Annotated in this window: 15 protein-coding genes; 5 read left to right on the forward strand and 10 right to left on the reverse strand. The window is 60.2% G+C overall.

All coding sequences use genetic code 11. The annotated features are described in order from the left end of the window. Positions 1-3: 3 nt before the first annotated feature. Positions 4-327, forward strand: coding sequence for a YggT family protein (locus RHSP_RS01855; protein ID WP_086005329.1), 324 nt, complete (start codon positions 4-6; stop codon positions 325-327). Next, positions 324-638, forward strand: a complete 315-nt coding sequence (locus RHSP_RS01860) for a DUF167 domain-containing protein (protein WP_037148997.1) — start codon at positions 324-326, stop codon at positions 636-638. The genes RHSP_RS01855 and RHSP_RS01860 overlap by 4 nt, the downstream gene beginning before the upstream one ends. On the opposite strand, the gene ppa is transcribed toward RHSP_RS01860, so the two are convergent. From ppa to RHSP_RS01885, 5 genes are all read right to left on the reverse strand, one after another. Next, entirely contained in the window at positions 639-1,175 is a 537-nt protein-coding gene (gene ppa / locus RHSP_RS01865; RefSeq protein ID WP_004107891.1) for an inorganic diphosphatase, read from the reverse strand. Positions 1,176-1,272: 97 nt separating this feature from the next. Then, a complete protein-coding gene (locus tag RHSP_RS01870) occupies positions 1,273-1,779 on the reverse strand; it encodes a GNAT family N-acetyltransferase (RefSeq protein ID WP_004107893.1) in 507 nt (168 codons plus the stop codon). 201 nt (positions 1,780-1,980) lie between these two features. Then, entirely contained in the window at positions 1,981-3,798 is a 1,818-nt protein-coding gene (gene typA, locus RHSP_RS01875; RefSeq protein ID WP_037148999.1) for a translational GTPase TypA, read from the reverse strand. A 172-nt stretch (positions 3,799-3,970) separates the two neighbouring features. Further along, positions 3,971-6,034 carry a M3 family metallopeptidase gene (locus RHSP_RS01880; protein ID WP_037149001.1) on the reverse strand — a complete coding sequence of 688 codons (2,064 nt, stop codon included), beginning with the start codon at positions 6,032-6,034 and terminating at the stop codon, positions 3,971-3,973. A gap of 99 nt (positions 6,035-6,133) precedes the next feature. Further along, positions 6,134-6,775, reverse strand: a complete 642-nt coding sequence (locus RHSP_RS01885) for a LysE family translocator (protein WP_037149078.1) — start codon at positions 6,773-6,775, stop codon at positions 6,134-6,136. A gap of 162 nt (positions 6,776-6,937) precedes the next feature. On the opposite strand from RHSP_RS01885, the gene RHSP_RS01890 reads away from it, so the two are divergent. Further along, complete coding sequence (locus tag RHSP_RS01890) at positions 6,938-7,420, forward strand: MarR family winged helix-turn-helix transcriptional regulator (RefSeq protein ID WP_004107901.1); 483 nt, start codon at positions 6,938-6,940, stop codon at positions 7,418-7,420. 76 nt (positions 7,421-7,496) lie between these two features. Here the strand turns inward: RHSP_RS01890 and RHSP_RS01895 are convergent, their stop codons facing one another. From RHSP_RS01895 to RHSP_RS01905, 3 genes are all read right to left on the reverse strand, one after another. After that, on the reverse strand, positions 7,497-8,720 hold the full coding sequence (locus RHSP_RS01895) for an argininosuccinate synthase (RefSeq protein WP_004107904.1): 1,224 nt from the start codon (positions 8,718-8,720) through the stop codon (positions 7,497-7,499). A gap of 121 nt (positions 8,721-8,841) precedes the next feature. Continuing rightward, the gene (locus RHSP_RS01900; protein ID WP_004107906.1) at positions 8,842-9,144 is read right to left on the reverse strand and encodes a type II toxin-antitoxin system RelE/ParE family toxin; all 303 of its coding nucleotides are present in this window, start codon (positions 9,142-9,144) and stop codon (positions 8,842-8,844) included. Next, on the reverse strand, positions 9,134-9,376 hold the full coding sequence (locus tag RHSP_RS01905; RefSeq protein ID WP_037149018.1) for a type II toxin-antitoxin system ParD family antitoxin: 243 nt from the start codon (positions 9,374-9,376) through the stop codon (positions 9,134-9,136). The genes RHSP_RS01900 and RHSP_RS01905 overlap by 11 nt, the downstream gene beginning before the upstream one ends. A gap of 85 nt (positions 9,377-9,461) precedes the next feature. Here RHSP_RS01905 and RHSP_RS01910 point away from each other — a divergent pair, with 85 nt between their 5' ends. Both RHSP_RS01910 and RHSP_RS01915 read left to right on the forward strand, forming a co-directional pair. Further along, positions 9,462-10,316: an SDR family NAD(P)-dependent oxidoreductase gene (locus RHSP_RS01910; RefSeq protein WP_037149020.1), complete on the forward strand. Its 855-nt coding sequence runs from the start codon at positions 9,462-9,464 to the stop codon at positions 10,314-10,316. 63 nt (positions 10,317-10,379) lie between these two features. Beyond that, positions 10,380-11,021, forward strand: coding sequence for a LysE family translocator (locus tag RHSP_RS01915; RefSeq protein ID WP_037149023.1), 642 nt, complete (start codon positions 10,380-10,382; stop codon positions 11,019-11,021). Here the strand turns inward: RHSP_RS01915 and RHSP_RS01920 are convergent. Next, on the reverse strand, positions 11,005-11,433 hold the full coding sequence (locus tag RHSP_RS01920) for a hypothetical protein (RefSeq protein WP_037149081.1): 429 nt from the start codon (positions 11,431-11,433) through the stop codon (positions 11,005-11,007). The genes RHSP_RS01915 and RHSP_RS01920 overlap by 17 nt on opposite strands. A 5-nt stretch (positions 11,434-11,438) precedes the next feature. Next, positions 11,439-12,674, reverse strand: a complete 1,236-nt coding sequence (rlmN, locus tag RHSP_RS01925; RefSeq protein ID WP_037149083.1) for a dual-specificity RNA methyltransferase RlmN — start codon at positions 12,672-12,674, stop codon at positions 11,439-11,441. Between the last annotated feature and the right edge of the window lie 57 nt (positions 12,675-12,731).

A 12,731-nucleotide genomic window follows, 5' to 3' on the forward strand; every position in this document is an offset into this window, starting at 1 on the left:
TACATGTCTGTCAACCGCGAAATGGAGACGGACATGCTCGCCTTATTTCAAACCATTGATCTGGCTTTGAATCTTTACACCTGGGTGCTGATCGGCAGTGCCATCTTTTCCTGGCTCTATGCTTTCAACGTCATCAATTCGAGCAATCAGTTCGTCAACTCCGTCGGCAGCTTCCTCTACGCGGTCACCGAGCCGGCATTGCGCCCGATCCGCCGCATCCTGCCCGATCTCGGCGGCATCGACATCTCGCCCGTCATCCTGCTGCTGATCATCTTCTTCGTCCGCTCGCTGATGTGGAACTCGCTGGTTCCTCTGTTCCTGCGGTGAACAGGCCCTGGCAGGCCTCTTCGGATCATCTGCGACTATCCGTGCGTCTCACGCCCAATGGCGGGCGTGACGCGATCGACGGCATCGAGACCGGCAGCGATGGCGAGTGCTATCTGAAGGCGCGTGTCTCGGTCGCGCCAGAGAAGGGCAAGGCCAACAAGGCGCTGATCGCGCTGCTTGCCAAGAGCCTCGGCATCCCAAAATCCTCGCTTGAGCTGCTCAGCGGCGACACCGCTCGTAAAAAAATCCTCCGGATCGATGGCGACCCGGAGGATTTGGCAGAAAGATTAAGCGCTATTGCGAAGGGCTGATCAGGCCTTTGCCTTCTTGACGCGGGCGATGGCTTCGATGATGAGCTCGCCAGCTTCCTTGGAACCGCCCCAGCCGAAGATCTTGACCCATTTGCCGGGTTCCAGATCCTTGTAGTGCTCGAAGAAGTGCTCGATCTGCTTCACCGTGATCTCCGGAAGATCGGTATATTCCTTGACCTTCTCGTAGCGCAGCGTCAGCTTCGGCGAGGGAACGGCGATGATCTTCTCGTCCTTGCCGGAATTGTCTTCCATCTTCAGCACGCCGATCGGGCGAACATTGATGACGCAGCCCGGAACCAGCGGACGGGTGCTGGCGATCAGCACGTCGATCGGGTCACCGTCTTCGGAGAGCGTGTGAGGAACGAAGCCGTAATTGCCCGGATAGGTCATCGGCGTGTAGAGGAAACGGTCGACGACCAGCGTGCCGGCCTCTTTGTCCATTTCGTACTTGATCGGATGACCGCCGACCGGCACTTCAACGATGACGTTGACGTCTTCGGGCGGGTTCTTGCCAATGGAAATCGCGTCGATACGCATACATGTCCCCTAATAAGGATGGTTGCCGCCCGCCAAATAATAGGATTCATGCCGCAACGCAACAACGCATCGGAAAAGCGGCTGATTTAGTTGGCGCTTAAGGCCAGACGAAGCCGATCTTCTTCAGCTGTCTATGGTCGAAGGTCTCGATGCCTTCGCAGAAATCGACGCCGCCCTGGCCGCGATAGAAGCGATCCGCGTTCTCGTTTTCCTCGAGGCACCAGACGACCAGTCCCTTGCAGCCGAGCGACTTCAAAAGCCGGCGTGCCTCGCCGAACAGCATGCGCCCCAGCCCCAGGCCTTGATATTGCGGGCGCAGATAAAGTTCGTAGATCTCGCCTTCCTGCGGAAGCGCGCGGGCGCGGTTGAGCCCGAGCGTGGCGTAACCGGCAATCTCGCCGGCCACATCGAGGACCAGAAGCGTGGCTGGCCCGCTGGTCGCCTTGCGCCACCAGCCTTCGCCGCGGCGCTCGATCATCTGGCCAAGGGCGCGATGCGGAATGATGCCGGCATAGGTATACTGCCACGCTTGGCGGTGCACCTCCGAAATGGCTCGGGCATCATGGGGTTCTGCCCGCCGAACATCAATCGACAACGTCTTCATAACGTCTACTCTGGTCTCGCGAACGCGAATTAACCATCCTCATTCATAAAGATGGCGGACTTGCCCACAGGCTTTATCCGTGGATCATCATTAAAAATTAACGACTTTTTAACCTTTAGGACAAGGGCTCAAAAACCGAACACACAAAATAAAAACCCCGGCACGATGGCCGGGGTCGCTTGATTCAAGGCGGTATGGCTATCAGGCCAGACGGGCCTTCTCGAAGCGCTTGCGCTCGTTGGGGTCCAGATACATCTTGCGCAGACGGATCGACTTCGGCGTGACTTCGACCAGTTCGTCGTCCTGGATCCAGGAAAGCGCGCGGTCAAGGGTCATGCGGATCGGCGGCGTCAGCTTCACGGCTTCGTCCTTGCCGGCGGCGCGGATGTTGGTGAGCTTCTTGCCCTTCAGCACGTTGACTTCGAGGTCGTTGTCACGCGAGTGGATGCCGATGATCATGCCGGCATAGACCTTCTCGCCGGCGTCGATGATCATCGGGCCGCGGTCTTCCAGGTTGAACAGGGCGTAGGCGACGGCTTCGCCGGCTTCGTTGGCGAGCAGCACGCCGTTCACACGGCCGCCGATTTCGCCCTTGTACGGCTGGTAGTCATGGAAAAGACGGTTCATGACGGCCGTGCCGCGCGTGTCGGTCAGAAGTTCCGACTGGTAGCCGATGAGGCCGCGGGTCGGCGCCAGGAAGACGAGACGAACGCGATTGCCGCCCGAAGGACGCAGCTCGGACATTTCAGCCTTACGCTCGGACATCTTCTGCACGACGATGCCGGAATGCTCCTCATCGACGTCGATGACGACTTCTTCGATCGGTTCGAGCAGCTGGCCGCTCTCGTCCTTGTGCATGACGACGCGCGGACGCGAAACGGCAAGCTCGAAGCCTTCGCGGCGCATGGTTTCGATCAGAACTGCGAGCTGCAATTCGCCACGGCCGGAAACGTAGAACGAATCCTTGCCTTCGGCTTCTTCGATCTTCAGCGCGACGTTGCCTTCGGCTTCCTTGAACAGACGGTCGCGGATGACGCGCGAGGTGACTTTGTCGCCCTCGGTGCCTGCATAGGGGCTGTCGTTGACGATGAAGGACATGGTGACGGTCGGCGGGTCGATCGGCTGCGCGATCAGCGGCTCGGAGACCTGCGGATCGCAGAAGGTGTCGGCGACGGTGCCCTTGGAAAGGCCGGCGATAGCGACGATGTCGCCTGCCTGCGCTTCTTCGATCGGCTGGCGCTCGATGCCGCGGAAAGCGAGGATCTTGGAGATACGGCCGGTTTCGATGAGGTTGCCGTCGGCACCCAGAACCTTGACGGCCTGGTTCGGCTTGATCGAGCCGGAATGGATGCGGCCGGTGATGATGCGGCCAAGGAAGGGGTTGGCTTCCAGGATCGTGCCGATCATGCGGAACGGGCCTTCGCCGACGGTCGGCTCGGGAACATGCTTGACGACGAGATCGAGAAGCGGGCCGAGGCCCTCTTCCTTCGGGCCATCAGGCGAATAGTTCATCCAGCCGTTACGGCCGGAACCGTAAAGGATCGGGAAGTCGAGCTGCTCGTCGGTGGCGTCGAGATTGGCGAAGAGGTCGAAGACTTCGTTGATGACTTCGTCGGCACGGGCGTCCGGACGGTCGATCTTGTTGATCGCAACGATCGGGCGCAGGCCGACCTTCAATGCCTTGCCGACGACGAACTTGGTCTGCGGCATCGGGCCTTCGGCAGCGTCGACGAGAACGATTGCGCCATCCACCATCGAGAGAATGCGCTCAACTTCACCGCCGAAGTCGGCGTGGCCGGGAGTGTCGACGATGTTGATGCGGGTATCCTTCCAGACGACCGAGGTCGCCTTGGCGAGAATGGTGATGCCGCGTTCCTTTTCGAGGTCGTTCGAGTCCATGACGCGTTCGGCAACGCGCTGGTTCTCGCGGAAGGAGCCGGACTGCTTTAGGAGCTCGTCGACGAGGGTGGTTTTCCCATGGTCAACGTGCGCGATGATCGCGATGTTGCGAAGTGCCATATGTCTTAATCTCTGAGGCTGGGGCGCAGTGTCTAGTAAACACGCCAATTGCATTTGGCGCGCTCATACCCTTTTTTTCGCGAATGCGAAAGGGGGGAGGCGCGAAAGCTCGCTTACGCGCCTCTCCGTCCCATAGATACAGGGCCGGAACTGCTGAACCCGAGCGCGAAGATCAGGCAGCCAGACCCTTCTTCTTCAGCATCGCATCCGGGCTCGGCAGCTTGCCGCGGAAGGCCTTGTAGGTTTCTTCCGGGTCGATCGAGCCGCCGACGGAATAGATATTGGCCTTCAGTTTTGCGGCCATGTCCGAATTGAAGGCATCGCCGGTTTCCTCGAAAGCGGCGAAGGCATCGGCATCGAGCACTTCCGACCACATGTAGGAATAATAGCCGGCCGAATAGCCGTCGCCTGAAAACACATGCTGGAAATGCGGCGTCGCATGGCGCATGACGATCGACTTCGGCATGCCGATCTCGGCAAGCACTTCGCCCTGCACCGCCATCGGGTCTTCGACGACGCCACGGGTATGGAAAGCCATGTCGACTAGGGCCGAGGAAGTGAACTCGACGGTGTTGAACCCGGCATTGAAGGTGCGGGCCGCCAGAACCTTGTCGAGCAGCGCCTGCGGGATCGGCGCGCCGGTCTCATAGTGGACGGCATATTCCTTGAGAATGGCGGGCACCGTCAGCCAGTGTTCGTAGAGCTGCGACGGCAGTTCGACGAAATCGCGGGAAACGCCGGTGCCGGAAACGGAAGGATAGGTCACGTTCGAGAGCATTCCATGCAGCGCATGGCCGAACTCATGGAACAGCGTGCGGGCATCGTCGAGCGACAGCAGCGCCGGCTTGCCTTCGGCCGGCTTGGCGAAATTGCAGACATTGTAAATGATCGGCAGTTCGCCGACGTGACCGTTTTTCAGCGTCAACTTGTGCTGCGACTGAAACGAGCTCATCCAGGCGCCGGAGCGCTTCGAGCTGCGGGCGAAATAATCGCCGAGGAACAAGGCGACGAGCTTGTCTGAGCGGTCGCGGATCTCGAAGACGCGCACGTCGGGATGATAGGCGGGAATGCCCTTCTGCTCGACAGCCTTGATGCCGAAGAGGCGGCCGGCGACGTCGAAGCAGGCGGCGATGATCTTTTCGAGCTGCAAATAAGGCTTCAGCTCGGTTTCGGAGAAATCGAATTTCCGTGTGCGGATCTTCTCGGCGTAATGCCGCCAGTCCCAGGGCATGACCTCGTGATTGCGGCCTTCCTCTGTGATCAGCGCGGCAATATCCTTTTCTTCCTCACCGGCACGGGCCGCCGCCTTGGACCATACGGCCATCAGCAGATCGTTCGCCGCCGTCGGCGTCTTCGCCATGGTGTTGTCGAGCTTCAGCTCCGCGAAGTTGGCATAGCCGAGCAGGCTGGCCTTCTCCCCCCGCAGCGCCAGCGTCTCGCGGATGATCTCGCGGTTGTCGGTCTTGCCGCCGTTGGCGCCGCGCGCCACCCAGGCGTTGAAGGCCTGTTCGCGCAGGTCGCGGCGTTCGGACGACGTCAGGAACGGCTCGATGATCGAGCGCGACAGCGTCACGGCATATTTGCCCTCTTCGCCGCGCTCGCGCGCTGCGGCCGCCATCGCATCGCGCAGATAGTCCGGGAGACCGGCAAGATCGGCCTCTTCCGACAGTAGAAGCGCCCAGCTCTTTTCATCGGCAAGCACGTTCTGGCCGAATTGCGCGCCGAGACCGGCGAGCTTTTCGTTGATGGCGGAAAGCCGCTCCTGCTCCGCCTTCGGCAGCTTGGCACCCGCCTTGACGAAACCCTTCCAGTGCCGCTCCAGCACGCGGGTCTCTTCCAGCGTCAGGCCAAGTTTGTCACGGCCCTCCCAGAGGGTGTCGATGCGCGCAAAGAGCGCGGCATTCGTGCCGATCTTCGAATAGTGCCGCGCCATCTTCGGCGCAATCTCGCGCTCCAGCGCCTGGATGGTCTCGTTGGTGTGAGCGCCGGCCTTGTTCCAGAACAGCGCCGAGATGCGCGACAGCTCGTCGCCGGCGAGTTCGAGCGCAACCACCGTATTGGCGAAAGTCGGTGCCTCGCTATCGCCGGCGATCGCATCGATCTCCGCCTCATGCGACGCGAGCGCTGCATCGAAAGCAACGGCAAAATCCGTATCCTTCACCGCATCGAAACGCGGCAGCCCCTGATGTCCGGTCCATTCGATAAGGGCGGGATTGACGGCGGCAAGAGAAGACATTCAGGGCATCCTTTCGACAGACATCTGATCGAAGCACGATATAAGACGACCCCCGCCGAATTGGTATGGCGCAAGCCGAACAAATTCAGAGAGGGGCAATCAGGCCTTGCGCCAGCCAAGCAGGCCCGGAGTGGCGTGCCAAAGCGCCTGCACGGCAAAACCCATGAAGAGCACGCCCGAGCAACGCACGATCAGCCGCTCATGCGACCGGTAGAAGCGCCGCACGGCGCTCGCGCCGATGATGCTGATCAGGATGAGATCCGCCGTGATGAAGCCAACGAAGGAAACGATGAGCAGCAGCGGCAAGGCGCTGAACGTCAGCGCACTCGCCGAGCCGGCGACAAGGGCAGTGAAGGTCGCCAGCGCGACGGGATATCCCTTTGGATTGGTCACACCGAAGATCAGGCCGCGGCGGAAGGGCCGGTCGACAGTGACGAGCGATTTACCATCGCCCTTCGGCTTGGCAGTGACGGCGCTCCAGCCGATCCAGGCCAGATAGAAGCCGCACAGCAATCCCAAAAGGTCGAAGACGAAGGTGCCGATGGTCTTGGCGCCGACAATGGCAACAAGCGCAAGCGTCGACCAGACGAGATCGCCCAAGAGATGGCCGCTGACGAAAAACGCCCCCGCCTTGCGTCCCTGTCCAGCACCGATGCCGAGCAGCGCCAGGAAGGCAGGGCCGGGAATCAGCACATAGAAAAGCGCCGCCAGAAAAGCGCCGACAACAAGCGATTGCGTCATGATTGGAGGTCCCTGCTGCTGATCGCGCAAGAGTAGCAATATCCCGATTCCGGTCAAGCTGCCGCTTATTTATGGCCCAAGAAGGCGTTGTGTTCATAGGTCTAAACCAATATGAACATGGGTGGGGCCTAAAACTGAAAAAGCGTAGGTAGGGAAACGCTTATGAACAGCAGGATTAATACGGATTCGCTCGCTTTTCTTGTGAGCGATTGCGCCCGTTTGATCAGAACGGCCTTTGAGCGACGCATTCTTGTCGCTGGGCTCGGCCTGACGGCGGGAGAAGCAAGAACTCTGATGCAGGTTGCCGCCATCAATGGAAGTCGCCAGCTTGATATCGCCTCCAGGATGGGGTTGGAGCCGATGACAGTCAGCGCCTTTCTGGACAAACTGCAAGCACGGGGCTTGATCGAACGTCAACCCGATCCGCTCGACCGCCGCGCCAAGCGGATCGTACTTTCGGAATCGGCGGAAGCCAAACTGACGCAGATCGACAGAGAAGTCTGCGAAGTCGAGCGCAATGCGACGCAGGGCTTCGACAAGGATCGTCAAACTCAGTTGCATGACGCGCTCTGCGCTTTCCGCAGCAATCTTCAAAAAGCCGAAGCGCCTGCAGAAGTCGAACGCGAATTGAGGCCGGTGGATTAATTCCAGCGGCAGCGCTTGCAAAAGAAAAGCCCGCTTCCGGCGACCGAAAGCGGACTCTTCTGTATCCGGATATCGGTTACTTCGACAGGTTGCGCTTGGCGAGGGTGCGCAGGCGCAATGCATTGAGCTTGATGAAGCCGGCCGCATCCTTCTGGTCGTAGGCGCCCTGGTCGTCCTCGAAGGTGACGAGCTTGTCGGAATAGAGCGACTTCGGGCTTTCGCGGCCGGTGACCATGACATTGCCCTTGTAGAGCTTCAGCGTCACTTCGCCTTCGACGTGCTCTTGGCTCTTGTCGATCAGGGCCTGCAGCATTTCGCGCTCCGGCGAGAACCAGAAGCCGTAATAGATCAGCTCGGCATAGCGCGGCATCAGCTCGTCCTTGAGGTGCGCGGCACCGCGGTCAAGCGTGATGGATTCGATGGCGCGGTGGGCTGCGAGCAGGATCGTGCCGCCGGGGGTCTCGTAGACGCCGCGCGACTTCATGCCGACGAAGCGGTTTTCGACGAGGTCGAGACGGCCGATGCCGTTGTCGCGTCCATACTCGTTCAGCTTCGCAAGCAGGGTTGCCGGGCTCAGGCGCTGGCCATTGATCGAAACGGCATCGCCCTTTTCGAAGCCGACCTTGATGACGGTGGCCTTGTCGGGCGCAGCTTCCGGGGAAATGGTGCGCATATGCACGTATTCCGGTGCTTCTTGGGCCGGATCTTCCAAAACCTTGCCTTCGGAGGAGGAATGCAGCAGGTTGGCGTCGACGGAGAACGGCGCTTCGCCCTTCTTGTCCTTGGCGACCGGAATCTGGTGCTTCTCGGCGAATTCGAGCAGGTCGGTACGGCTCTTGAACGACCAGTCACGCCAGGGAGCGATGATCTTGATGTCCGGGTTCAGCGCATAGGCCGACAGTTCAAAGCGAACCTGGTCGTTGCCCTTGCCGGTCGCGCCATGCGCGATGGCGTCGGCGCCGGTCTTCTTGGCGATCTCGATCAGATGCTTGGAGATCAGCGGACGAGCGATCGATGTGCCGAGCAGATAGACGCCTTCGTACACGGCATTGGCGCGGAACATCGGGAAGACGAAATCGCGCACGAATTCTTCGCGCACGTCCTCGATGTAGATTTCCTTGATGCCGAGCAGTTCGGCCTTCTTGCGCGCCGGCTCCAGCTCTTCGCCCTGACCGAGATCGGCGGTGAAGGTGACGACTTCGGCGCCCAGCTCCGTCTGCAGCCACTTCAGGATAATCGAGGTGTCGAGGCCGCCGGAATAGGCGAGAACGACTTTCTTCACGTCTTTATGTGATGCCATGATGAGTTCCGTTTCAAGGCGAGCCAGGGGAGAGGCCCACAAACCTGTATCGCGGAACTTTTAGCGAGATTATCGTAAGGCGCAAGGGGAAGCGCGCGGGCAGCTGTTTCCCAGGGCAGCATCAAAGATGCGCAGCGATATTCATACGCCGATGCAGGATACGGATAATTGTGAGCGTTTGAGCATCGCCTTTGTAAATGATGAAATGAGAGCCGCAGGCGAGAGCGAGATAATCTGGTTTGATACCGCTGACCTTGCGACCGCGCGCGGTCCCGGCTGCCAGTTCCGGAAAACAACCAATCAGCTCGCTGTAGTAGGTATTTGCCTGCTGAAGAGACCAAGTCTCAAATGTATATCGCCAAATAGCCTCCAGATCCTGTCGTGCTTTCGGCAAGAGCTTACAGGATCGGCTTTTAACGGACATATTTGCGATGCAGCTCCGTCAGAAACGCTTCACCGTCAAACTCCTCCGCCTCGCCTGAGGCCTCGCCCTCGGCAATCGCCTCAGCAATCGCCTCTATTTCCGCCCGGCTGCGCAATAATTTCAACGCTGCGTCAATGACCTCGCTGGGCGAACCGTAGTTGCCGTGGCTGATCTGCTCGCCGATGAACGCATCCATCTGCTCGTCGATTTCTACGGACACATGTTTTGTCATTGGCGCGACCTCCGGCCGTTTGACTTGCCTCCCGAAAGTACCATATTCGGCGGCGACCGAACAATGCCTGAGGAGGGCGCCGCTCGTGACCGATATTCAAGACATTTTCAAGAAATCCAATGTTGCCGTCGTCACCGGCGGCGCATCCGGCATCGGCTTTGCCGCTGCGAAATATTTCGCCTCGCTCGGCATGAGCGTCGTCATTGCCGACCTCGGCGGCGACCGGCTGGCGCAAGCGGCCGCCGATCTCAAGACGATCACTGGCGAAGAGTATGTCATGGCCGTCGAGACCGATGTCGGCAGCAAGGAGGCGCTGGAAGCGCTGGAGCGCACCGTCCTGCAGCGCTTCGGCCGCGTACACGTGCTGATGAACAATGCCGGCATCGGCCCGGAAACCTCGATCTTCAGCGCCCAGGCGGGATGGGACGCGATCCTCGGCGTCAACCTGCTTGGCGTCATCAACGGCACGCGCGCTTTCGGACCCGGCATGATTGCGCATGGCGAACCGGGCGTCATCATCAATACCGGCTCGAAGCAGGGCATCACCACACCTCCCGGCAATCCCGCCTACAATGTCTCGAAGGCCGGCGTAAAAGTGTTTACCGAAGCGCTGCAGCATGAGCTGCGCAATACGGAAGGTGCGAAAATATCGGCCCATCTCCTCATTCCCGGCTTCGTCTTCACCAGCCTGACCAAAGGCGAGCGCAAGGAAAAACCCGCCGGCGCCTGGACGCCGGAGCAGACGGTCGATTTCATGGTGGAAAGCCTGAAGCGCGGCGATTTCTACATTCTCTGCCCAGATAATGACGTGGCGCGCCCAGTCGACGAACGCCGCATGCTCTGGGCGGCCGGCGACATCGTCGAGAACCGCCCGCCGCTGTCGCGCTGGCACCCCGATTACACCGATCAATTCAAGGCATTCCTCGAAAAGAAGGATTGATTTGCAATCCACCGAAAGCCGGATAGAAAAAGCCAACCCCCTTCCGGCTTTCGGAGCATTCTCGTGGACTTCATACCTAGCCTGCCGACTCTTCTTGCCTTTTCTGCAGCGAGCCTGCTGCTGGCGATGACGCCTGGCCCCGACATGACACTGTCGATCAGCCGCGCGCTGGCGCAGGGCAAAAAGGCAGCACTTTTCGTCGTGCTTGGCACCACGCTCGGCGTTATCGTTCACACCTGCCTGGTGGCCTTCGGCATTTCCGCGCTGATCACGGCCTCGCCGGTTGCCTTTACCATCCTGAAGACGGGCGGCGCTGCCTATCTGCTCTGGCTGGCGATCCAGGCGATCCGCTTCGGCTCCAGCCTGTCGGTCAAGAAGGTCGATGCGGTCGGCGGAACGCCACTCGCCAACGTCTCCAACGGCTTCTGGGTCAATCTGCTGAACCCGAAGGTCATCATCTTCTTCATGACCTTCCTGCCGCAGTTCGTCACCGCCGGCGACCCCGCCGTCACGCACAAACTGCTCTTTCTCGGCTTCTTCTTCATCGTGATCGGCATGCCGGTGAACATGCTCGTCGTTCTCGCCGCCGACGGCCTGTCGTCCTGGCTGCAGAGAAACCGCGGTGTGATGCGCGGCCTGGATTACACCTTTGCCAGCGTCTTCTCGATCTTCGCAGTGAAGATCTTCTTCACCCAGGCTCGCTGAGAGCAGTGCTACGCCCGGCAAAGCGTCCGGCGATCCACCAGTAGACGGTGGCGCTGACGGCGCCCAGGAAAGCAAAGCAGACCACGATGGTGATCACATTGAGGGTCCGCGGCCCCTCCATGCTGCCTGAAATCAAAATGGAAGCCACGGCCGACAGGACGGCGCCGTAGATCGCGTAACCGTACCAGCGGCGCATGCCGCGCCATTCCAGGATCGGGATGATCACGATGGATGGCAGAATGCTGACGATCATGGCGAGTTTAGTCAGCGCGATCGTCAGTGCGAAAAGCTCAGGCGCCGCCGTATCCGGCATCGTCCACGCGGCAACACAGGCGAGCACGAACCCCATCAGAGCGCAAGCGGCGACATAGCCCCACAAGAGGCGTATCGGCTTGCGCAGTCCGACGAGCATCAATCTCAATCCTCGCCATGATTGGCGATCATCATGGCTTCGAAAGCCAATCGCTCCGTCTTGCGCATGCGCTCCGACTCCGACTTCAACTGGCCGCAGGCGGCGAGAATATCCCGCCCGCGCGGCGTGCGGATCGGCGAGGCGTAACCGGCCGAATTGATGAAATCGGCGAACTTCTCGATCTGCTCCCAGTCCGAACACTGGTAGTTCGTGCCGGGCCAGGGGTTGAAGGGGATGAGGTTGATCTTGGCCGGAACGCCTTTCAGGAGCTGGATCAACCCCTTGGCGTCCTCGAGGCTGTCGTTGACGCCCTTCAGCATCACATATTCGAAGGTGATGCGGCGCGCATTCGAGAGACCGGGATAGGCGCGGCAGGCGTCCATCAGCTCCTTCAGCGGATATTTCTTGTTGATCGGCACGAGCATGTCGCGCAGATCGTCACGCACCGCATGCAGCGAGATCGCCAGCATGACGCCAATCTCATCGCCGGTGCGATAGATTTCCGGCACGACGCCGGAGGTCGAAAGCGTGATGCGGCGCTTCGACAGGGACAGGCCGTCGCCGTCGGAGGCGATAAGCAGGGCCGTCTTGACGCTGTCGAAATTATAGAGCGGCTCGCCCATGCCCATCATGACGATGTTGCTGACCTTGCGTCCCTCAGCCGGCATGACGGTGCCCTGCGGCGCTTCGCGATCCGGGAAATCACCGAGCCGATCGCGCGCCAGCAGCAGCTGCGACAGGATCTCTTCTGCCGTCAGATTGCGCACCAGCCGCTGCGTGCCGGTATGACAGAAGGAACAGGTGAGCGAGCAGCCGACCTGGCTCGAAATGCAAAGCGTGCCTCGGCCCTCTTCCGGAATATAGACGGCCTCGATCTCGACCGGACGGCCAGCGCCGCGCGGCGGGAAGCGCAGCAGCCATTTGCGGGTGCCGTCGTTGGAGACCTGCTCCTCGACGATCTCAGGACGAGCGATGGTGAAATGCGTCTTCAGCATCTCGCGCATGTCCTTCGAGACATTCACCATGGCATCGAAATCGGAGACGCCGCGCACATAGATCCAGTTCCAGAGCTGGCTGACACGCATCTTGATCTGCTTGTCGGCGACGCCCTTCTCCTTGAGAGCGGCGCCCATTTCCTCGCGCGTCAGGCCGATCAGCGACGGTTTCGGCGCAAGCTCGACCGGCTGCGATACGGGCATCGGCTTAAGCTTGGAGGGGGTCATGACATCAGTGGCGGACATGGGATCATTCCAACGGTTCACATCGGCGATGCCGCAAAAGCTGACGAAAGCCGCGGA

Origin of the sequence: Rhizobium freirei PRF 81 (genome assembly GCF_000359745.1) — a bacterium.
Taxonomy (GTDB): Bacteria; Pseudomonadota; Alphaproteobacteria; order Rhizobiales; family Rhizobiaceae; genus Rhizobium; species Rhizobium freirei.

Excerpts from the sequence above, each read along its gene's own strand:
- RHSP_RS01855 (WP_086005329.1), top strand. The coding sequence starts at position 4 with ATGTCTGTCAACCGCGAAATGGAGACGGACATGCTCGCCTTATTTCAA.
- ppa (WP_004107891.1), bottom strand. The coding sequence starts at position 1,175 with ATGCGTATCGACGCGATTTCCATTGGCAAGAACCCGCCCGAAGACGTC.
- RHSP_RS01870 (WP_004107893.1), bottom strand. The coding sequence starts at position 1,779 with ATGAAGACGTTGTCGATTGATGTTCGGCGGGCAGAACCCCATGATGCC.
- typA (WP_037148999.1), bottom strand. The coding sequence starts at position 3,798 with ATGGCACTTCGCAACATCGCGATCATCGCGCACGTTGACCATGGGAAA.
- RHSP_RS01880 (WP_037149001.1), bottom strand. The coding sequence starts at position 6,034 with ATGTCTTCTCTTGCCGCCGTCAATCCCGCCCTTATCGAATGGACCGGA.
- RHSP_RS01885 (WP_037149078.1), bottom strand. The coding sequence starts at position 6,775 with ATGACGCAATCGCTTGTTGTCGGCGCTTTTCTGGCGGCGCTTTTCTAT.
- RHSP_RS01890 (WP_004107901.1), top strand. The coding sequence starts at position 6,938 with ATGAACAGCAGGATTAATACGGATTCGCTCGCTTTTCTTGTGAGCGAT.
- RHSP_RS01895 (WP_004107904.1), bottom strand. The coding sequence starts at position 8,720 with ATGGCATCACATAAAGACGTGAAGAAAGTCGTTCTCGCCTATTCCGGC.
- RHSP_RS01900 (WP_004107906.1), bottom strand. The coding sequence starts at position 9,144 with ATGTCCGTTAAAAGCCGATCCTGTAAGCTCTTGCCGAAAGCACGACAG.
- RHSP_RS01905 (WP_037149018.1), bottom strand. The coding sequence starts at position 9,376 with ATGACAAAACATGTGTCCGTAGAAATCGACGAGCAGATGGATGCGTTC.
- RHSP_RS01920 (WP_037149081.1), bottom strand. The coding sequence starts at position 11,433 with ATGCTCGTCGGACTGCGCAAGCCGATACGCCTCTTGTGGGGCTATGTC.
- rlmN (WP_037149083.1), bottom strand. The coding sequence starts at position 12,674 with ATGTCCGCCACTGATGTCATGACCCCCTCCAAGCTTAAGCCGATGCCC.